The organism is Achromobacter aloeverae, from assembly GCF_004121055.1.
GTDB lineage: Bacteria > Pseudomonadota > Gammaproteobacteria > Burkholderiales > Burkholderiaceae_B > Bordetella_C > Bordetella_C aloeverae.
In genome coordinates, this window is sequence record NZ_PYAL01000003.1 from 182,312 (window position 1) to 201,183 (window position 18,872).

General features: G+C 65.4%; 20 protein-coding genes. 11 read left to right on the top strand and 9 right to left on the bottom strand.

All coding sequences use genetic code 11. The annotated features are described in order from the left end of the window. The first annotated feature begins 118 nt into the window (after window positions 1-118). Genes C7R54_RS11895 through C7R54_RS11920 form a run of 6 tightly spaced genes read left to right on the top strand, consistent with a single transcriptional unit; the run spans window position 119 to window position 5,447 of the window. Entirely contained in the window at window positions 119-1,189 is a 1,071-nt protein-coding gene (locus C7R54_RS11895; protein ID WP_129150654.1) for an ABC transporter ATP-binding protein, read from the top strand. An 11-nt stretch (window positions 1,190-1,200) separates the two neighbouring features. Beyond that, window positions 1,201-2,064, top strand: a complete 864-nt coding sequence (locus tag C7R54_RS11900; RefSeq protein WP_204524323.1) for an ABC transporter permease — start codon at window positions 1,201-1,203, stop codon at window positions 2,062-2,064. Beyond that, entirely contained in the window at window positions 2,057-2,890 is an 834-nt protein-coding gene (locus C7R54_RS11905) for an ABC transporter permease (RefSeq protein WP_204524324.1), read from the top strand. Before C7R54_RS11900 ends, C7R54_RS11905 begins: the two co-directional genes overlap by 8 nt. Then, window positions 2,880-4,178, top strand: a complete 1,299-nt coding sequence (locus C7R54_RS11910) for a Zn-dependent hydrolase (RefSeq protein WP_129150655.1) — start codon at window positions 2,880-2,882, stop codon at window positions 4,176-4,178. The genes C7R54_RS11905 and C7R54_RS11910 overlap by 11 nt, the downstream gene beginning before the upstream one ends. After that, window positions 4,165-4,929, top strand: a complete 765-nt coding sequence (locus tag C7R54_RS11915; protein WP_129150656.1) for a GntR family transcriptional regulator — start codon at window positions 4,165-4,167, stop codon at window positions 4,927-4,929. The genes C7R54_RS11910 and C7R54_RS11915 overlap by 14 nt, the downstream gene beginning before the upstream one ends. 47 nt (window positions 4,930-4,976) lie before the next feature. Then, complete coding sequence (locus C7R54_RS11920; RefSeq protein WP_129150657.1) at window positions 4,977-5,447, top strand: RidA family protein; 471 nt, start codon at window positions 4,977-4,979, stop codon at window positions 5,445-5,447. A gap of 90 nt (window positions 5,448-5,537) precedes the next feature. Here C7R54_RS11920 and C7R54_RS11925 read toward each other — a convergent pair whose 3' ends face one another. The 5 genes from C7R54_RS11925 to C7R54_RS11945 form a co-directional block, all read right to left on the bottom strand. Further along, on the bottom strand, window positions 5,538-6,464 hold the full coding sequence (locus C7R54_RS11925; RefSeq protein ID WP_129150658.1) for a LysR family transcriptional regulator: 927 nt from the start codon (window positions 6,462-6,464) through the stop codon (window positions 5,538-5,540). Between the two features lie 55 nt (window positions 6,465-6,519). Beyond that, window positions 6,520-7,347 (bottom strand): IclR family transcriptional regulator, encoded by an 828-nt coding sequence (locus tag C7R54_RS11930; RefSeq protein ID WP_192903644.1) that lies wholly within the window; start codon window positions 7,345-7,347, stop codon window positions 6,520-6,522. Between the two features lie 181 nt (window positions 7,348-7,528). Then, window positions 7,529-8,752, bottom strand: coding sequence for an MFS transporter (locus C7R54_RS11935; protein ID WP_129150660.1), 1,224 nt, complete (start codon window positions 8,750-8,752; stop codon window positions 7,529-7,531). Window positions 8,753-8,991: 239 nt separating this feature from the next. Continuing rightward, the gene (locus C7R54_RS11940; protein WP_129150661.1) at window positions 8,992-10,242 is read right to left on the bottom strand and encodes a flavin-containing monooxygenase; all 1,251 of its coding nucleotides are present in this window, start codon (window positions 10,240-10,242) and stop codon (window positions 8,992-8,994) included. 141 nt (window positions 10,243-10,383) lie between these two features. Beyond that, a complete protein-coding gene (locus C7R54_RS11945) occupies window positions 10,384-10,737 on the bottom strand; it encodes a hypothetical protein (RefSeq protein WP_129150662.1) in 354 nt (117 codons plus the stop codon). Between C7R54_RS11945 and C7R54_RS11950 the strand changes: the two genes are divergently transcribed. The 5 genes from C7R54_RS11950 to C7R54_RS11975 all read left to right on the top strand — a co-directional run bounded on the left by C7R54_RS11950 (window position 10,736) and on the right by C7R54_RS11975 (window position 15,092). Further along, window positions 10,736-11,857 carry an ABC transporter ATP-binding protein gene (locus C7R54_RS11950; protein ID WP_129150663.1) on the top strand — a complete coding sequence of 374 codons (1,122 nt, stop codon included), beginning with the start codon at window positions 10,736-10,738 and terminating at the stop codon, window positions 11,855-11,857. The two genes, C7R54_RS11945 and C7R54_RS11950, sit on opposite strands and share 2 nt — an antisense overlap. 52 nt (window positions 11,858-11,909) lie before the next feature. Then, window positions 11,910-12,908 carry an NAD(P)H-quinone oxidoreductase gene (locus C7R54_RS11955; RefSeq protein ID WP_240039494.1) on the top strand — a complete coding sequence of 333 codons (999 nt, stop codon included), beginning with the start codon at window positions 11,910-11,912 and terminating at the stop codon, window positions 12,906-12,908. A 63-nt stretch (window positions 12,909-12,971) separates the two neighbouring features. Continuing rightward, a complete protein-coding gene (locus tag C7R54_RS11960) occupies window positions 12,972-13,589 on the top strand; it encodes a glutathione S-transferase (RefSeq protein WP_129151041.1) in 618 nt (205 codons plus the stop codon). Between the two features lie 12 nt (window positions 13,590-13,601). Next, window positions 13,602-14,105, top strand: coding sequence for a type II 3-dehydroquinate dehydratase (locus tag C7R54_RS11965; protein WP_129150664.1), 504 nt, complete (start codon window positions 13,602-13,604; stop codon window positions 14,103-14,105). Between the two features lie 15 nt (window positions 14,106-14,120). Beyond that, window positions 14,121-15,092 (top strand): 2-hydroxyacid dehydrogenase, encoded by a 972-nt coding sequence (locus C7R54_RS11975; protein ID WP_129150665.1) that lies wholly within the window; start codon window positions 14,121-14,123, stop codon window positions 15,090-15,092. 37 nt (window positions 15,093-15,129) lie between these two features. On the opposite strand, the gene C7R54_RS11980 is transcribed toward C7R54_RS11975, so the two are convergent. The 4 genes from C7R54_RS11980 to C7R54_RS11995 form a co-directional block, all read right to left on the bottom strand. Beyond that, window positions 15,130-15,951, bottom strand: coding sequence for an ABC transporter permease (locus C7R54_RS11980; protein WP_129150666.1), 822 nt, complete (start codon window positions 15,949-15,951; stop codon window positions 15,130-15,132). A 1-nt stretch (window position 15,952) separates the two neighbouring features. After that, window positions 15,953-16,807 carry an ABC transporter permease gene (locus C7R54_RS11985; protein ID WP_129150667.1) on the bottom strand — a complete coding sequence of 285 codons (855 nt, stop codon included), beginning with the start codon at window positions 16,805-16,807 and terminating at the stop codon, window positions 15,953-15,955. A 93-nt stretch (window positions 16,808-16,900) separates the two neighbouring features. After that, window positions 16,901-17,926 carry an ABC transporter substrate-binding protein gene (locus tag C7R54_RS11990; protein WP_129150668.1) on the bottom strand — a complete coding sequence of 342 codons (1,026 nt, stop codon included), beginning with the start codon at window positions 17,924-17,926 and terminating at the stop codon, window positions 16,901-16,903. A 132-nt stretch (window positions 17,927-18,058) separates the two neighbouring features. Then, window positions 18,059-18,844, bottom strand: coding sequence for an amino acid ABC transporter ATP-binding protein (locus C7R54_RS11995; RefSeq protein ID WP_129150669.1), 786 nt, complete (start codon window positions 18,842-18,844; stop codon window positions 18,059-18,061). Window positions 18,845-18,872 lie beyond the last annotated feature (28 nt).

Here is an 18,872-nt window from a genome sequence, read left to right on the forward strand (position 1 = left end):
GCGTGTGCGAGCCATGATGCGAGCCCTCCGCCGGGAGACGGAGGCCGCTAGAAATGGCATGGATATTGCATTGACTCCCCGCATACGCCCGTCATGGGCCGCACACAAGGACGCACGCATGGTCACCGACCGCGCCTTTCTTCTCCTCGACGACATCCAGGTCCGCTACGGCGATGCGATCGCGGTGGATCGCATCGACCTGGCGATCAACGCCGGCGAATTCGTCGCCCTGTTGGGCCCCAGCGGCTGCGGCAAGACCACCTTGCTGCGGGTGATCGCCGGCTTCATCCGCGCCAATGGCGGCGCCGTCATGCTGGATGGGGTGGACATTTCTACGCTCAGCCCTGAAGACCGGCGCATCGGCATGGTGTTCCAGAACTACGCGCTGTTCCCGCACATGACCGTCGCGGAGAACATCGCCTACGGCCTGCGCTCGCATCGTGCCCCGAAGGCCCTCATCGCATCCAAGGTGCAGGAGATGCTGGAGGTGGTGCGCATGGCCGGTTTCGACAAACGGCTCCCGCGTGCATTGTCCGGGGGCCAGCAGCAACGTGTGGCCCTGGCCCGGGCCCTGGCCATCTCCCCGCGCCTGCTGTTGCTGGACGAGCCGCTGGGCGCGTTGGACAAGAACCTGCGCGAGGAAATGCAGGCCGAGCTTTTGCGTATCCAGCGTGAACTGGGCATTACCACCATCATGGTCACGCACGACCAGGAAGAGGCCATGAGCATGGCGGACCGCATCGCCATCCTCAATCGCGGCCAGGTCGTCCAGTTCGGCACCGCCACCGAAATCTACGACGCACCCAGCACGGCGTTCGTCAGCGGCTTCGTCGGCAACTCGACATTCCTGGATGGGCTGCTGGGGCGGGGCGACGGCGATCAGTGGACGCTGCGCACGTCCGGCGGGGTGGAGCTGCGCTTCCTGTCCGCCGGCCCTTGCAGGCGCGCGGGGGCCGCCCGCATCGCGCTGCGTCCGGAACAGATGGAGCTATGCGATGACGGCGTCGCCGCCGTCGTGCGCTACGCCAGGCCCATGGGCCCCAGCACGCGCGTGGGCGTCAGCCTGGAGGACGGCACCGAACTGCAGTTGTCCGCGCCGCGCGATCACGGCGCGGACAGCCTGCCGGCGGGCGCCCGCGTGCGCGTGCGCATCAAACCGCAAGCACATTGCCCGGTATTCCTGCCATGACGAGCGCTGCCATGTCCATGCCGTCCCACGCGGCCAGGCGCGTTCGCCCGGATACGGGCGTCATGCTGGCCTTGCCCCTGCTTCTGTACTTCGTTGTCTTCGTGCTGGCGCCGCAGGTAGTGCTGCTGGTGATGAGCGTGCGCGGCCAGGACGGCGTGCTGACAGCGGCGAACTTCATGCGCGCATTGTCCGATCCCATGACCTATGGCGTGTTGTTCGGCACGCTGCGGCTGGGCGCCTATGCCACGGCGGCGACGGTCCTGACGGGATTCCCCTACGCCCTCGCCATGGCAATGGCAGGGCCCCGCCTGCGTTCGGGCATGCTGCTGCTCGTCATCCTGCCGCTGCTGGTCAGCGCCGTCGTACGCACCTTCGGATGGCTGGTGACCCTGGGCAACCAAGGGCCGGTCAATGCGCTGCTTCTGTCGCTGGGCGTGATCGATCATCCGATACGGATCCTGTTTACCGAGTACGCGGTGGTGATCGGCCTGACCCAGATAGAGCTGCCCATGATGGTGCTCGCGCTGTACACCGTGCTATCGCGCGTCGATCCCAGCCTGATGCTGGCTTCGCGGTCCCTGGGCGCTGGCCACTGGCGCACCTTCCTGCGCGTCCTGCTGCCGCTCAGCGTACCCGGACTGATCGGCGGTTCGGCATTGGTGTTCGCCTCGGCCGTGGGCGCCTTCGTCTCCCAGACCATCCTGGGGGGAGGTGGCTTGTTGTATATGCCCATGTATATCTACCAGCAGTCCATTCTGTCCCAGGATTGGGGATACGCGGCGGCGCTGGCCGTCATCCTGATGGTCACGGTAAGCGCCATCATCTTCGCTGGCACGGTGCTCGCGCGGCGGTCGCAAGGATACATCCATGGCTGAAATCACCAACGGGATGCGCCTGCGTCGCCGCATCGACGCAGGCACCTGGCGGCTGACCTTCGGCGCCACGGTGGCGCTGGCCCTGCTGTTGCTGCTGGTGCCGACCTTCATTGCGCTGGCCGCATCGTTCAATGGGGGAGAATCGCTGCGCTTCCCGCCGCGCGACCTGTCATTGCGCTGGTACCAGGCCCTGTGGAACGAATCCGACGATATCTGGACCGCGTTCGGGATCAGCTTGCGGGTGTCGTCCCTGGCCACGCTGGGCGCCACGCTGCTGGCGACGCCGGCCGCGCTTTACCTCGCGCGCCAGCAGACGGCGCGGGCGCGCGCCTTGGAAACGCTGTTCCAGTCGCCGATGATGCTGCCCGGGATCAGCCTGGGGCTGGCGATGCTGGTGTGGCTGCAGATGATAGGCGTGCCGCTCTCCTACTGGAGCCTGGTGATCGGCCATATGGCAATCGCCACCCCATACATCGTCCGCACCGCGCTGATAGGCTTCGGGCAGATCGATCCCAGCCTGCTGGAAGCCTCGCGCAGCCTAGGAGCCGGCGGCCTGCGGACGTTCGTGCGAGTCACGCTGCCGCTGGCCTTGCCCGCGGTGCTGGCGGGCGGGTTCATCGCCTTCATGTTCTCGTTCGACAATGTGCCGATATCGCTGTTCCTGTCCGACGCGCGCAGCGAGGTATTGCCCATCCGCTTGTGGAACCTGATAGAGAACCTGCTGGACGTGCGCGCCGCCGCTGTCGCCGGCGCCCTGATCGTCTTCACCATAGTCTTCGCCCTAGTGATGGAACGGGTGCTTGGAGTGTCACGCTATGTCCGTTGAATCCGCCGATCCGCTACATGCGGACCTGGAAGCAGAAACCGCGCTCGCCGCGCAATTGTTCGATGCCTTGCGCGCCGGCTCGCGCAGCAGCCTCGGCGTGACGCGAGCCTCGTACGGCGAGGGAGAGCAGATGGCGCATGACCTGATGCGTGCGCTGGGCCGGCGCCTTGAGCTGGAGGAGCGCATCGACGCCGCCGGCAATCTTTACCTTACCCTGCCGGGCGCGGACCGCGGCCTGCCTGCCATCATGACCGGATCGCACCTCGACTCCGTGCCGGACGGCGGTAATTACGATGGCGCGGCGGGCGTGGTCGCCGGCATGGCCATGCTGGCGCGATGGCGCCGCGCGGGGCGCCGTCCCCGGCGTGACCTTACGGTGATGGGAGTGCGCGCCGAGGAGTTGTCGTGGTTTCCCGCGCCGTATATCGGTAGCCGGGCGGCCTGGGGCCTGCTCGATGCCGAGGCCCTGGACACGTGCGTGCGGCCCGACACCGGCCGCACGCTGGCGCGGCATATGGCCGAGGCCGGCTTCGACCCCGACAGCGTTCGCCGTGGCGTGCCGCAGCTATGCGCCGCCGATATCGAATGCTTCCTCGAACTGCACATCGAACAGGGGCCCTTGCTGGTGCAAGAGCGGATTCCCGTGGGCGTGGTGACAGGCATCCGCGGCAATCTTCGCTACAAGAATTGCCATGTGCGGGGACAATACGGTCATGCGGGCGCCGAGCCGCGCCGGTCCAGGCGCGACGCGGTGCTGGCGGCCGCCGAATTCCTTGGCCGGCTGGAAGCGATGTGGCTGGACCATGAATCGCGCGGCCTGGACCTGGTCTGCACCGTGGGGCAGTGCTACACGGACGCCAAGGTGCACACGATGACCAAGATCCCCGGCGAGTTGTGGTTCACCATGGACATCCGCAGCCAGGACAACGACCTGCTGATGCAAGTGGATCGGGCCCTGCGTGAAATTGCGCGCGACATCGGCGACCGGCGCGGCGTGCAAATCGACCTGGGCGCGTATACCAATGCGCTTCCCGGCCCGATCGCGCCCGCGCACCGCGAGCGCCTGGCCCGGCTCGCGCGCGAGTGCGGCATTGCGCATGTGCAAATGGCCAGCGGCGCGGGCCACGATTCGGCGGTCTTCGGCATCAGCGGGGTGCCGACGGCCATGATATTCGTGCGTAACGAAAATGGCAGTCATAATCCGGACGAGGCCATGGATATCGCGGACTTCGCGCAAGGCCTGAAGCTGCTGGTCGCGGCCGTGGAGGATATCGATGCAAGTCACTGAAGGCCCCAAATCCGGGGCCGGCGACACCGACGAGGCTGTCTACAACCTGATCCGGCGGGCTATTTTTTCCGGCTTGTTGCGTCCAGGGCTGAAGTTGCAGGAGCCCGCCATTGCGCGCTTGCTCAACGTCAGCCGCGAACGCGTGCGCAAGGCCTTGCAACGCCTGACCCACGAGAAGTGGCTGGACGCCGTGCCCAATCGCGGCACGTTCATTCCGGTGCCCACCGTCGAGGAGCTGCATGCCATCTACGATGCACGCAAGATCCTGGAACTGGGCGTCACGCGCCAGGTTGCCACGCGCAGCCGCATGCTGGCGGTGGACCGCCTGGCCGCGCATGTCGCGCGAGAGCAGGAGGCCGCCCGGCGCGACGATCGCAGCCTGGCGTTCAGGCTCTCGGCCGAATTCCATTTCCTGCTGGTCGAACTGACAGGCAATGCCTACCTGGTCGACATGCATCGCGGGTTGATGCAGCGATCGTCGCTGCACTTTTCGCTGTTCGCGCCGGCCGCGCTGCATGAGTGCACTTCGCACAATTGCGCGGGACCGCATGAGCACGCGCGCATCATGCAGGCCATCGTCGACGGCAATGCCGCGCGCGCCGAGAAATTGATGATTCGTCATCTGGATGAACTGGAGACCCTGCTGGCGCTGCGCCGCCAGAAATTCGACTTCCTCGAGATCGACGAGGCGTTCGCGCGCCTGATGCAACAGGACCGTGAGCGCGACGCACAGCTACTCGCCGGCGCCTAGCAGGGGCCGGTTTCGTTCCTCTCCCCACCTCCTTGCCCATCAATGCCATGACCCTGTCCATCGCCGAACGCATGCGTGAACTCGCCATCGAATTACCGGACCTGCCCAAGCCTGGTGGCAGCTATGTGCCCTTCCGCCGCCATGGCGACCTCGTGTACCTTGCGGGACAGACCAGCTCGCGCGACGGCAAGGCGGTCTACAGCGGTCCCCTTCAGGGGCCGGATGACATCGAACGCGGTTATGCCGCCGCGCGCTTGTGCGCGGTGAACTTGCTGGCCGCCCTGGCGCAGGCGTGCGAAGGCAACCTGGATCGCGTCGATGGGTGCCTGAAGGTCAATGGCTACGTGCTGGCGGCTCCCGGCTTCGACGCCGTGCCGGCCGTGGTCAACGGGGCCTCGGACCTGTTGGTCGAGCTTTTCGGAGACGCGGGGCGACATGCGCGAACGGCGGTGGGCGTGGCGGTGCTTCCGCGCAACACAACGGTCGAGGTCGAGGCGATCTTCACGCTGAAGCGTTGAAGCGTTGGAGCGTTGGAGCATTGGAGCGCTAAAGCGTTGGGCGCCGGAGTGGGCGCGGAGGCCGGGTCGGCCCATCTGGTACGGCGGGCGTCATGCCGACCGATCGCCAAACTTTCTCACGCTTATGGCGCTTCCGCGCCGTGGGCGGCGCGGAGCCGGGACCAGTTCGGAGAGAAATTCGATGAACGCGCGCACCTTCGCGGCATGCCAGCGCTGCTTGGACGTCGCCAGGTAGAAGGGCCTGGCCGGCAGCGACCAATCCGGATAGGCCTGCACCAAGGTCCCCGACGCCAGGTCCTGGCGTGCGAAGATGTCCAGGACATAGCCCAGGCCGGCGCCTTGCCGGGCAGCGATCAGCACGGCTTCGCTGCTGTTGAAATGCAGTGGCCCCCGAGGTTGGATCTCCAGCGCCTCCGTGCCTTTTCGCAGTTGCCATGCGTAAGACGACCGGCGGTCCTTGGGCAAGGTTCCCAGGCACAACGCGGGGTCCACGTCTCGGGGATGAGACGGAAGGGCACGCGCGGTCTGCCTGGTGCAGCAAATGATGTGATTCGCTTCGAAGTAGGGCCGCGCGATCAGCGTTTCGTTCTCGACCTGTTCCATGCGAATGGCGACATCGATGCCCCGTTCGGCCAGGTCGTGCGGTTCGTTGGTCAGCGTGAGCACGACTTCGATGTTCGGGTATCGCTTCGAGAATAGCGGCAAGGCCGGAGCCAGCACCACATGGCCGAAGGTGATGGGCGACTCGACATGCAGCGGACCCGCAAGGGCGCCGACACGATGCCGCACCTCGTCTTCCGCGGCCATATGCGCGGCGAGCAGCGCCTTGCTCCGTATGAGATAGAGCTCGCCCTCTTCCGTCAGCCGCAATTTCCTTGTGCCCCGGACGATGAGTGGAACGCCCAGGTACTTTTCCAGGTTCCTGACGCTGATGGTCACCGTCGCATTGGCCAGGTTCAGCGACTCCGCGCCCCGGGAAAAACTGCCGCACTCCGCCACCCGCACAAAAACCTGCATTGCCGCCAGCGTATCGATCTCACACCCCGCGTGGATTTTCCTTAAGCCCGCCAGCTCAGGCGGCCGGCGGATAGTCGCCGGCGTATCCGAGCAGGCGAGACAACTCGCCGCCGGCCTGGCGGACGAGCGATTCGTATTCTTCCGCGTGGTCCGCCGCGTGCGCCTCGGGCGCCGAGACGGAAATGCCCGCGCACACCGTGGCGCTGGCGTCGACGACGGGCGCGGCGACCGAATACACGCCTTGGTCCATGCCGTTGACGCTGACGGCGATTCCCGTCTTGCGGATTTTCCTGAGCGCCTTGTCCAGATGCTCGCGGGTCATGATGGTGCCCGTCGCATGGCGGGTGTAGACCACTTCCGCGTAGAACTTTTCCAGCGCCTTGGCTTGCATGAAGGCAAGCAGCACCTGCCCGCTGGCCGAGCACTGCAGCGGTTTCGCCGCGCCGGCATTGATCGTGAAGCGCAGCGGATTGACCCCCTCGATGACCGACGAGTAGATCACGTCGGCGCCGTTGGGCGCGAGCGTGCCCAGGATGACGGTCTGCCCGCATTTGGACGCCAGCCATTGCAGGGTCTGGTGCGCACGTCCGCCGAAATCGTAGTTCAGCATGATGGCCTTGCCCAGCTCGCGGGCCGCCGGGCCCAGCTGGTAGGCGCCCTTGACGACCTCGACGTAGCCGCAGAGCTCCAGGGAACGCAGCAGCCGGAAGACGCTGGTCTTGGGCAGGCGCAGGTCCGCGGCCAGCGCGGCCAATGTCGCGCCGCTGGCCGTGGAGGCCAGCGTGTGCAGGAGCTGGACCGTGCGCACGGGCGAGCGCGTGGCGCCGGCCGCGGCCAGGTCGGCTGGGTCGATGGAGGCGCTGTCGGAGGCAAGGTTGTTCACGCGGTTTCTCGACTCGCTTCGGGAAGAGGAAAGTCCGGCATAGGGGCTGTGCGTATTATCCAATAATCCCCGGCGGGGAATGCGACGCTCCAGGGGACCCTGCGAAGCCAGGATAATGCGATAGCGCCCGCGCGGACCGGCCATGCGCCATCATCGCCGTCGCAAGGCCAGCCTGGATTCTTCAGCCGCGATTCTCCTTGAACAGCCACGCCACCATGGCCAGCACGCCGAACAGCGCGGCGCTGAGGAAAACGATGGGCCGGTAGCCCAGCGTGGGAAGCAGCGCGCCCGCCAGCAGCGGCGGAAAGAACGAGAGTCCCCGCCCCACCTGCAAGGCGGACGAAACGCCGGTCGCGCGTACCGCCACCGGAAACGATTCGCTGAACAGGACACCGAAGACCGCGGCCCCGTTCGATCCGGCAAAGAGAATGAAGAACGGTACCCACACATTCCAGCCGCCCAGCAGCAGGCTGTCCCAGTTCGCGGCCAGCCACACGCCGCCCACGCAGGCGCATGTCGCCAGGAGGGACAATGTGAAGCGTCGTCCCACGCGATCGCTCAGGCAGGCGCCCACGGCGCAGCCAAAGGCGCCCGCGATGGCGGTGAATACCAGCCAGGTGGATGCGCCGGCGATGGTGGACCCCTTGCTGACCAGGTAGGTCGGGAGAAAGCTCGCGACACCGTAGTAGGCGAAGAACTGGAGACCGGCCGCAAGGACGCACAGCAGCCACGTCTTGATCAACTTGTCCTTGAACAGGGTGTCGACCATCGTTGCGGCTCGTTCGTCGCGGACGCCCTGCCGGGCCAGCCACGCCTCCGATTCCGGCGTATGCCGCCGCACCCAAAGCGCGAACAACACCGGCAGGCCTGAGAGGAAGAAGGTCCACCGCCAGCCGATGTGCGGCATCAGGTGGCCGCCCACGAGCGCGCCCAGCAGTATTCCCACGTAGATGCCGCCATACAGGAAGGCGCTATAGAAGCCGCGATGGGCCTTGTCTATCGTTTCGGTGACCAAGGTCTGGCCCACGCCATACTCCCCGCCGATGCCGAAGCCGGATATCGCGGTGAGGACCAGCATCACTTCGTAGTTCGGCGCCAGCGACCGCGCCATCGTGCCCAGGGAGAAGAGCAGGATGGTGTACATCAGCACCCGCTTGCGTCCTATCTTGTCCGCCAGGTAGCCAAAGAACACCCCGCCCGCCGCCAGGAAGCCGAGCTGAACCGAGAACAGCAAGCCGACCTGCGCGGAGCTCAGCTGGAAGTCCTTGGCCAGCGGCACGACCAGGATGGTCATGAGGAAGACTTCGTAGTAATCGAAGATCCACCCTATCAGCGCCCCAAGGAAAGCCCCCCGTTGCGACGCGTTCAGGCGCCGCGGCGGCGCACCCGCGATGGCGTGGCTCATCGTCTTGCCCCCGCGGACAGGGCAGCGACGATGCCGCCCTTCACTGGACGCGCCGCGCTTGCGCTGCTCGCGTCGCGAGACCTGCCTGGACCTGGCACCATCGATGTCTCCTCCTCGTTCCTATATTGGAATGTGATTCCTATAATGGAATAAACGATAGAGGTCTTTGGCCAGGGATACAACCAGTGGTTTACCCCTAGCCGGCCCGGGCCGGCATGGCGGCGCGCGCTAGCGAGGCATCATTCCTTCCGGTACGCCAGGTAGTCCAGGTGGATGCCGATGTGGTCGGCGATGTACCTGGCGTCATGCCATACGCCCCAGATGAAGGACGAGGACCGGTTGGTGAGGTTGGGCAGGCCCAGGAAATAAATGCCTTTCTCGGCGGAAATTCCCCGCTTGTGTATCGGATAGCCCTTGTCGTCGAAGGTGTCGGCTTCTATCCAGCTGAAGTCGACCTTGAAGCCCGTCGCCCACAGGATGGTCTTGACGCCGGCCTTGGCGAGATCGAGCTCCAGGATGGGGTGCGTGAGGCATTCCGGATCGTCCAGCAGCTTCCACGCATCGGGCTCGGGCGGCAGGTCCAGGCTGTTCTGTTCGATATAGGCATCGGCCTCGCGCAGGACTTCGAAATAGTCCTCGTCGCCTTGCTTGATGTCGCGCGCCAGGTTGTCCTCGAAGCGCATCGCGCCGTTTTCATAGGACTTGGTGATGCCGACCAGGATGATGCCCTCATGGGCGAGGCGCCTGAAGTCCACGGTCTTGCCGTTGTCGTATCCGCTTACGGCGAAGGCCACGTGTTCCCGCTTCGGTTTCTTCTTGACCTCGTCCCACATGCCCAGCGTGCCCAGCCACCAGCAATAGTCGCGCTGGCGGTAGGCGCGCGGCGGGCGGTAGTGTTCGCCGACGGACAGATAGACCTTGCGGCCCGCCTGGCGCAGTTCCTCCGCGATCTGCGAGCCGGACGCGCCGGCGCCGACCACCAGCACCGCGCCGTCCGCCAACTGGCCGGGATTCTTGTAGGCGGAGGAATGCAGTTGCTGGATGCCGGCGCTTTCCGGGACGACCCTCGGATAGCTGGGCACCTGGAAGGGGCCCGTGGCCGCCACCACATGCAAGGCTTCGATGGCGCCGGCGGACGTCGTGATCGTGAAGCCTGGGCGCTTGTGGTTGCGCTTGACCCGCAGGACTTCGACGCCAGTCCGGACCGGGGCCTTGATCAGCTTCGCATAATCCTCGAAATACCGGGCCATGCGCTCCTTCGGCGGAAAGACGTCGGGGCCGACATCGTCGAACTTCAGTCCAGGAAAGCGATCATGCCAGGCCGGGCCATTGGCCACCAGCGAGTCCCAGCGCTCCGAACGCCAACGTTCGGCGATGCGCTTGCGCTCCAGCACGATATGCGGGATCCCCATCGCGCCGAGGTGTTCGCTCATGGCGATGCCGGCCTGGCCGGCGCCGATCACCAAGGTATTGGTCTTTTCAATTGACATTTCAAGATCCTGAAGAGTATGGGGGCCTGACGTGTCCCGAGCCCGACGTGAAGCATCGCAATGGATGAAGTGGATAGGCATAGAGACCGTAAGCACCATCCAGGCGCATGGCGCTTGCGATGCCACGCAGTGTGCGGCAGTTCATGCGATTTGATAACTTCGTTTTTCGGACGGCTGACTTAGGAAAAAGTAAATGGCCTGAAGGCCGGCGCCAGGCCGATGCAGGCGCCGCGTGAGACGGGCTGAATGCCACGACGGCGCGGTATCGAGGGCACGGTGTCGACGGCGGTATCCGCTTTCGTTTTTCCGATGGCCGGCATCGGGATCGACAACGCACCGCATCCGGGCCTTTGCCTTATTCTTGACGGCATCCATCGCGGATGAGGCGCGCCGCAGCGGCGCTTCATCACCTTGGCCTGTCTTGCCGGTCGTCGGAGCATGCATGCCGAAAACAGGCATACGGGAAAACTGCAACCCGTCGAGTCCAACAGCCATGCGGAATCACCCTTACTCGTCCGAGCGCTCCAGCGCCGTCAGCCTGGAGCGCGTGGTAAAGAGATATCGTGATCTCACCGTCCTGCACGAGGTGTCCCTCAAGGTCGAACAGGGCGAATTCCTGACCTTGCTGGGACCATCGGGCTGCGGCAAGACCACCTTGCTGAATCTCATCGCCGGTTTCGCCGACGCGGACCAGGGCGAAATTTTCATAGACGGCAAGCCGGTCACCACGCTGCCCCCGTACCAGCGCCAGATCGGCATCGTCTTCCAGAACTACGCGCTGTTTCCCCACATGACCGTGGAGCGCAATATCGGCTACGGCTTGCGCATGCGCCGGGTGCCCGCCGCAGAAATCGCGCAGCGCGTCAAGGACGCGATGGCCCTGGTGAAGCTGGACGGCCTGGGCGATCGCAAGCCCCGCGAACTGTCCGGCGGCCAGCAGCAGCGCGTCGCCCTCGCCCGCGCCCTCGTCATCCGGCCCAAGGTCCTGCTGCTGGACGAGCCTTTTTCCGCGCTGGACAAGGGCCTGCGCGGCGCCATGCAGGTCGAGATCCGCGAGATCCAGCGTGATCTGGGCGTGACCACCATCTTCGTCACGCACGACCAGGGCGAGGCCCTGAGCATGTCGGACCGCATCGCGGTGATGAACCACGGCGTCATCAAGCAGATCGCCACGCCCGACATCCTCTATCGCAATCCGCAAGATCCCTTCGTGGCTTCATTCCTGGGCGACGTCAACATCCTGCCGGGCTATTACCACGGCTCCGATTCGGAAACCCTGCAATTGCGCCTGGGGGCCGGCCTGATGAGCGTGCCCCGCGACCGCCTGGTCGGGGGATCGCACGAAGGCCGCCGGCTGGACGTCTATGTGCGGCCGGAACACATCAGGCTGGAAAACCTGCACAGTGCGTCCGTGTTGAGCGGCACGGTGGTCAATCATGTGTTCCAGGGCGACCATGTGGATCTGTACGTCGACGTCCACATCCCCGTCGCCGGCAAGCAGCGCGTGATGGTTCGGGCGGCCGGCCTCGGGTGCCTGCGGGACTGGCCGGTCGGGGCCGTCGCGGGCCTGGCTTTTCCCGATCACGGCGTCAGCGTTTTCAACGCCCCGTCGTAGCCGCCCGATTATCGGGCCGGGCTATCCCCCACGAACGCAACCTTCGAAGACCATGACCCATCCACCTACCGACATGCAGGCGATCATCGCGCGTGAACCCGGCGATGCGACGGTCCTGACGCTGGCCACGCGGCCCGTACCCGCTCCCGGCCCGGGCGAAGTCCTGCTGCGCGTACGCGCCGGCGGCATCAACCGCCCGGACATCATGCAGCGCCAGGGGCTGGCCAAGCCCGCGCCGGGCGCGACCGATGTGCTGGGACTGGAGGCCTGCGGGGAAGTGGTCGCCTGCGGTCCGGGCGTGCCGGCGTCGCTGCGCGGGCAGCGCCTGATGAGCCTGCTTGCCGGCGGCGGTTATGCGCCCTGGTGCCTGGCGCGCGTCGACCACTCGCTGCCGGTGCCGGAGAACCTGGATGACACCGAGGCCGCCGCCCTGCCGGAAGGCTTGTTCACGGTATGGCACAACCTTTTCGAACTGGGCCGCCTGCGCATGGGCGAGACCGTCCTCATCCACGGCGGCGGCGGTGGCATCGGCACGTTGGCGATACAGATGGCGCATGCCGCCGGCGCCAGGGTGATCGTGACGGACGGCGAGCGCGATCGCCTGCCAGCGCTGCGCGCGCTCGGCGCGTCCGAGGCGATTTGTTTCCACGACACCGATTTCGTCGAAGCCTGCGCCGCCTACACCCGGGGCAAGGGCGTGAACGTCGTACTGGACATCGTCGGCGGCGATTATGTGCGGCGCAATCTCCAGGTCCTGGGCTTCGGCGGACGTCATGTGAGCCTGTCCTTTCTCCAGGGCTCCGCCGTCAACGTCGAATTGCTCACCTTGATGCAGAAGCAGTTGAGCCTGCACTCGTCGACCATGCGCCCGCAGACGGACGCCGAGAAGGCCCGCATGGCCGCCGCACTGTCGCGCCACGTGCTGCCGCTGGTGACGGACGGCCGCATACGCCCGAAGATGCATCGCAGCCTGCCCCTGGCGCAAGCGGTGCAGGCCCATCAGCTGCTGGAAAGCGGCAAGGTATTCGGCAAGCTGGTCCTGGTTCCCTAGGCCACGATAGGCCGACACGGAAAGGAGCGCGTCTTGGAGCTGCCCGAGTTGAAAGCATCCGCACTGAAGCTGCTTTATGCCCCGACGTCTCCCTTCGTCCGCAAGGTCATGGTCTGCGCCTTGCTCGCCGGCCTGGCCGACAGGATCCAATGGCTGGACAGCGCGGCGCATCCGATCCGGCGCGACGCGCGCATCGCCGCGCACAATCCCTTGGCCAAAGTGCCGACGCTGATCCTGCCGGATGCCCAGGCCCTCTACGACAGCCGTGTCATTTGCGAGTACCTGGCCCACCTGGCCGGCAACAGCCATCTGTTCCCGGCCCCGGCGCCGGCGCGCTGGACGGCGCTGACCCGGCAGGCGCTGGGCGACGGCCTGCTCGACGCCGCCCTGCTGGCGCGCTATGAGCACACGGCGCGGCCGGACGACAAGCAATGGGCCGACTGGCGCCAGGCGCAGCTGGTCAAGGTCCACGCCGCCCTGGCCGAGATCGAGGCCCAGGCCGGGGAGTTCAGGGTGACTGATCCGTCCATCGGCGAGATCGCCCTGGGATGCGCCCTGGGCTACCTGGACTTCCGCTATCCTGAACTCGATTGGCGCGTCCATCATCCCCGTGCGGCGGCCTGGTTCGCCGCCTTCAACGCCCTGCCTGCCATGCAGGCAACCCTGCCCCACGAAGCCTGAGGCCACCGCGTCATGAATTCTTCTTCCGAACAGCATGCCCCCGGCGACGCCGCGCACGTAGCCGCCGGGACGGATCCTACGGTCTGGTTCCTCAACGGACCGAATGCCAACCTGTATGGGCTCGACGCCAACAAGACCTACGGGTCCGAAAGCTTCCCCATGTTGCAGGCACGCTGCGAGAAGAAGGCGGCCGCGCTGGCGCTGAAGCTGAACTTCGTCCAGTCCAACCACGAGGGCCAGCTGGTCGACTGGATCCAGCAGGCGCGCGGCGACGCGGCGGGCGTCATCATCAATGCGGCCGGCCTGACGTATTCGTCGGTGCCCATCCTGGACGCCTTGCTGGCCTTTCCCGGACGCATTATCGAGGTCCACATGAGCAATATCTGGCGCCGCGAGAGCTTCCGCCATCATTCATACATTTCCAAGGCGGCGGATGGGGTGATCGCCGGCCTGGGCGCGGAAGGCTACGAACTGGCCATCGAGGCGATGGCGCGGCTGATCCGCCGCGCGGCCTGACGGAGGACGGAGGACATGAGCGCCGTCCCGGGTTCCAGCTCCAATTCCGGCGCGGCGGGCGCCCTGGTCTTCTACAGCGAGTTCGACGATTTCGCCGCCTGGCGCGAAGCCCTGCGGGCGCGCCTGCCGAGCCTGGACATACGCCACGCAAGCGAAATCGCGAACCCGGCGGACATCCGCTATGCGCTGGCCTGGAAGCCCCCGGCGGGGTTCTTCGACAGCATGGCCAACTTGCGCCTGATCATCAACCTGGGCGCCGGCGTCGATTCCCTGGTCGGCCGTACGGACCTGCCCGCCGGCATACCCATCACGCGCATTACCGACCCGCACATGGCGCGCATGATGGCCGGCTACGTCCTGTTCGCCACGCTGCGCTATGCCCGCGACATCCCATCGTTCGAACAGGCGCAAAGGCGTGGCGCGTGGGCCTACCGCCATCCCCGGGCGCCGGAGGACGTGCGCGTCGCCGTCCTGGGACTGGGCGAGCTGGGCGCCTTTGCCGCCCGCGAGCTGCGCCGCCAGGGCTTGACCGTCCTGGGCTGGTCACGCAGCCCGCGCCAGATCGACGGTATCCAGTGCTACGCAGGCATGGAGACCCTGGATGCCGTGCTGGCCCAGGCCGACATCCTGGTGCTGATGCTGCCGCTCACGCCGCAAACGCGCGGGCTGATCGGTCGCGAACGCTTGTTGCGCCTGCCGCGCGGCGCGGCGTTGATCAATGTCGCCCGCGGCGCCCTGGTGGACCAGCGCGCCATGACCGACTTGCTGCAGGCCGGGCATCTCGGCGGCGCCACGCTCGATGTGTTCGAGCGCGAACCGCTGCCGCCGGACGACCCGCTGTGGCGGATGGAGAACGTGCTGATCACGCCGCACCTGGCATCCGTCGCCATTCCGTCCTCGGCCGCCGCGCAGATCGCGGACAATATTTCGCGGGTGGACCGTGGAGAGCCCCCCTTGAACGTCGTCGACCCCGGTCGGGGCTATTGACTGGCCTCGACCGGCATGGCTCGATGCGACGCGGCTGCTAGTGCGTCTCCTCGATGTTGAGGATGCGCCCCAATCCCAGGAAGCGGTTGGCGAAGATCAGCAAGACGGCGGTGAGCACGATATACACCACCGATAGCGCCGCCAGGGTGGGGTCGGCGAATTCACGCACATAGTTGTACATGGACACCGGCAAGGTCTGCGTGCGCTGCGTGGTGACGAAGAGCGACGCCGTGAATTCGCTGAAGGACATGATGGCGGCGAACAGCCAGCCCCCGAACAGGCCGGGCGCGAGCAGCGGCACCGTAATCGTGAACAGCACGCGCACGGGGGATGCGCCCAGGCTGGCGGCGCTTTGCTCCAGGCGCTCGTCCAGGTTCTCCATCGACACATAGACGCTGCGCAGGACGAAGGGCAGGACCAGCATCACGTGGCAAAGGATCACGATGCCGTAGCCGCGCTCGATGCCGAACTGCGCGACCAGGATCAGCAGGCCCAGGCCGACGGTGAAGTGGGGAATCACCAGGGGCGACAGCAGGATGGCCTGCAGGATGTGCTTCCCCGGAAAACGCATGCGCTTGACCGCGACCGCCAGGCCCGTGCCGATGACCAGGGCCAGCAGGGACGCCCACAACGTGACGATCATGCTGGCATGGAAGCCGTCCCGGAAGTCGGCGTAGGTGAAGACCCTCTCGAACCAGCGCCACGACCAGGATTGCGGCGGAAAGGTCAGCAAGGCCTTTTCGTTGAAGGCCGCCAGGGTGACCACGACCACGGGCAGCAGCACGAACGCCAGGAGCAGGGTGACCAGGACGGGTGCGCCGATGCGCAGCCACAGGGGGGCGGAACTGCGTATGCGCATTTCAGTGGCCTCCTATCGTCTTCAAGCGGCGGGTTACCTGGCCGAGGAACATCAATGCGACGGCTGTCAGGGCCAGGCCGACGACGCTCAGGCTGGCCGCCAGGGGAAAGTTCATGGACGAGAAGCCCAACTGGTAGACCAGGGTGGATACGGTGGGGACGCGCCCGCCTCCTATCATCTGGGGCGTAGCGAAGGCGCTGAAGGTCCAGGCGAAGGACGTCGTCACGCTGGCCAGTATGCCGGGCATGGACAAGGGCAGGGTGACGGTGATGAAGGTACGTATCGGTCCGGCGCCCAGGCTTTCCGCGGCCTTTTCGTAGTCGCGGTCGATATGGGATATCGCCGTCGCCAGCATCAGCACCACGACGGGTATGGTCACGTGCACCAGGGCCACGAGCACACCCAGGTGACTGAACATCAGGGGCAGGGGTTGTTCTATGAGACCCATCTTGCGCAGCATCGTGTTGATGAAGCCATTGTTGCCCAGCACGATGATCCACGAGTAGGTGCGCACGATTTCGCCGAGGAACAAGGGCGTGATCGACACGATGAGTATGAAGGACTTGACGAGACGCCTGCGCACGCGCACCAGCGCATAGGCCAGGGGATAGGCGACCAGTATCGAGAACACGGTCGTTTCCACGCTCAGGCGCAGCGTGTTGGCGAAAGCCTCCAGGTATATCGGCTTGCCCAGGCCCGAGAAGTTGGCCAGGGTCAGCCCGCCGACGTCCAGCGAGCCTGGTATGAACTGGCGCAGGCTGTATTGCAGCACGGTCGCCAACGCCACGCATATGCACAGCGCGATGAAGCTTGCCGGGGATATCAGCCATCCCCTGAGATTGGAGCGCGCGTCCATGGGTGATCCATCCATCGTCTACGGTGACTGCGAAATGGCGCCGGCATCTGGGCCAGGCTGGCCGGGACGCCGGTGCGACGAAAAGCCAGGCACTTAGTTCATGATGTTCTCGGTGAACCACTTGCGCCACTCAGCCGTCTTCTCGGCGCGCAGCTTATCGTCGATCACGATGGCCTGGGTGTCCCATTGCTGCCGGGTGGTGAAGACGCCGGGCAAGGCGGCGTCCTCGGCCGATACCTTGGCATCGTCGATGACGGGACTGGCCTTCTTCGCGGCGACGATCCTGGCCTGCACCTCGGGCGACAGCGCGATGTCGATGAACTTGTACGCGAGGTCGGCACGCGGGCTGCCCTTCATGATGGCCATGGTGTCCACGCCCAGCACCGCGCCTTCCTTGGGCATGGCAACCTTGATGGGCACCCCTTGTCCTATCATGTAGTAGGCATTCATGGACAACAACACCTGCACCGGCGTTTCCCCCGACGCTATCAGCTGCTGGCTGTTGGCGTCGTTGGTGTAGAAGGCCTTGAAATTCGGCTTCAGGGCCTTCAGCTTTTCCTCGCCTTTCTGCCAGGTGGCGGCGTCGCCGCCGGAAAGCAGCGCGGCGACATCGATGATGTGGCTGGGGTCGAAGTCCGGCGCCGACAATTTTCCCTTCAGCGCCGGATTCCACAAGTCGTTCCAGCTATCGAACTTGATGCCGGGCGGGACCAGGTCGGGGCGATAGCCTATCGTGTACACGTAGGCCCAGCTGCCCACGTGGTAGGGGCTGATCTTCGCCCGGTCGACCAGGTGCGCGTAGTTGGGAATCCTGCTGGTGTCGAGTTTCTCGTAGAGGCCGGAATTCACGTAAAGCCAGCCGATGTGCGACGTGGTGAACGTGATGTCGCTTTCCGGCTTGCCGGCGAGCTTGGCCTTGTTCAGGCGGTCTATCGTTCCACCGGTGATGTATTTCACCGGCACGCCGGTCTGTTTCGTGAATTCCTTGCTTATGGTCTCGTCGATGAGGTCCCGGAAACTGCCGCCCCAGGTGCTGACGACCAGGGCATCCTCCGCCTGGACCGCCGTGGAGAACAAGACGCCGGCAAGCATGCCGACCGAGAGTAGCTTTCTGATCATCACAAACCCCTTGTCAAATCGAATGGTGATTGAAGTACGTTCAGCTGTCGGGAATCGGTCCTGGACCTGCCTGTGTTTTTATTGGAGGCCGCGCCTGCGCTGGCGTGGCTTCCCGTCTCCTCCCATCGGGGCCTACAAGACCTTGTCGAGAAAATGCCTCAAGCGTTCACTGGCCGGCGCGGCGAAGAAGTCTCGCGCCGGCGCCGTTTCGACGATCTCTCCGCGTTCCATGAAGACGCAACGGTCGGCCACCCGCCGCGCGAACCCCATTTCATGGGTGACGCAGATCATCGTTATGCCCGTGCGCGCCAGGTTCTCCATGATGCGCAGGACGGATCCGACCGACTCCGGATCCAGCGCCGAGGTCGGTTCGTCGAAAAGCATGATGCGCGGCCGCAGGCAAAGCGCCCGCGCGATCGCCACGCGCTGTTGTTGTCCGCCGGACAACTGGATGGGGTATTTGTCCGCCTGCTCGACGATATTCACCTTCTCCAGGTATTCGCGCGCGATTTCCCCTGCTTCCTTTTCCTTCAGGTTCATCGCCAGCTTGAGCGCGAAGGTGCAGTTCGCCAGCACGGTCATATGCGGAAAGAGATTGAAGTTCTGGAACACCATGCCGAGTTCGCGGCGGATTTTTTCCACGTCCTCCTGGCGTCGCGTCAGCCTGATGCCGCTGACGTGTATCTGGCCGGAGTCATGCTGTTCCAGGTGATTGATGCAGCGGATGAGCGTGGATTTCCCCGAACCCGAGGGACCGCACAAGACGACGATCTCGCCGCGGGATACTTCGAGGTCGATGTCCCGCAGGGCGTGAAACGTCCCGTAGAACTTGTTCAAGCCGGCAATCGATACCGCGGCCGCGCGCGTGTCCGCCGGGATGTCGTGCGCCGTGGACATGGTGGAGGGAATTGCGGTCATGGTGTGGGACTCTGCTCGGGTGGGTCAT

What these genes read in the sequence shown, in the direction of transcription:
- C7R54_RS11895 (WP_129150654.1), top strand. Translation starts at nt 119, where the DNA reads ATGGTCACCGACCGCGCCTTTCTTCTCCTCGACGACATCCAGGTCCGC.
- C7R54_RS11900 (WP_204524323.1), top strand. Translation starts at nt 1,201, where the DNA reads ATGTCCATGCCGTCCCACGCGGCCAGGCGCGTTCGCCCGGATACGGGC.
- C7R54_RS11905 (WP_204524324.1), top strand. Translation starts at nt 2,057, where the DNA reads ATGGCTGAAATCACCAACGGGATGCGCCTGCGTCGCCGCATCGACGCA.
- C7R54_RS11910 (WP_129150655.1), top strand. Translation starts at nt 2,880, where the DNA reads ATGTCCGTTGAATCCGCCGATCCGCTACATGCGGACCTGGAAGCAGAA.
- C7R54_RS11915 (WP_129150656.1), top strand. Translation starts at nt 4,165, where the DNA reads ATGCAAGTCACTGAAGGCCCCAAATCCGGGGCCGGCGACACCGACGAG.
- C7R54_RS11920 (WP_129150657.1), top strand. Translation starts at nt 4,977, where the DNA reads ATGACCCTGTCCATCGCCGAACGCATGCGTGAACTCGCCATCGAATTA.
- C7R54_RS11925 (WP_129150658.1), bottom strand. Translation starts at nt 6,464, where the DNA reads ATGCAGGTTTTTGTGCGGGTGGCGGAGTGCGGCAGTTTTTCCCGGGGC.
- C7R54_RS11935 (WP_129150660.1), bottom strand. Translation starts at nt 8,752, where the DNA reads ATGAGCCACGCCATCGCGGGTGCGCCGCCGCGGCGCCTGAACGCGTCG.
- C7R54_RS11940 (WP_129150661.1), bottom strand. Translation starts at nt 10,242, where the DNA reads ATGTCAATTGAAAAGACCAATACCTTGGTGATCGGCGCCGGCCAGGCC.
- C7R54_RS11950 (WP_129150663.1), top strand. Translation starts at nt 10,736, where the DNA reads ATGCGGAATCACCCTTACTCGTCCGAGCGCTCCAGCGCCGTCAGCCTG.
- C7R54_RS11945 (WP_129150662.1), bottom strand. Translation starts at nt 10,737, where the DNA reads ATGGCTGTTGGACTCGACGGGTTGCAGTTTTCCCGTATGCCTGTTTTC.
- C7R54_RS11955 (WP_240039494.1), top strand. Translation starts at nt 11,910, where the DNA reads ATGACCCATCCACCTACCGACATGCAGGCGATCATCGCGCGTGAACCC.
- C7R54_RS11965 (WP_129150664.1), top strand. Translation starts at nt 13,602, where the DNA reads ATGAATTCTTCTTCCGAACAGCATGCCCCCGGCGACGCCGCGCACGTA.
- C7R54_RS11975 (WP_129150665.1), top strand. Translation starts at nt 14,121, where the DNA reads ATGAGCGCCGTCCCGGGTTCCAGCTCCAATTCCGGCGCGGCGGGCGCC.
- C7R54_RS11980 (WP_129150666.1), bottom strand. Translation starts at nt 15,951, where the DNA reads ATGCGCATACGCAGTTCCGCCCCCCTGTGGCTGCGCATCGGCGCACCC.
- C7R54_RS11985 (WP_129150667.1), bottom strand. Translation starts at nt 16,807, where the DNA reads ATGGACGCGCGCTCCAATCTCAGGGGATGGCTGATATCCCCGGCAAGC.
- C7R54_RS11990 (WP_129150668.1), bottom strand. Translation starts at nt 17,926, where the DNA reads ATGATCAGAAAGCTACTCTCGGTCGGCATGCTTGCCGGCGTCTTGTTC.
- C7R54_RS11995 (WP_129150669.1), bottom strand. Translation starts at nt 18,844, where the DNA reads ATGACCGCAATTCCCTCCACCATGTCCACGGCGCACGACATCCCGGCG.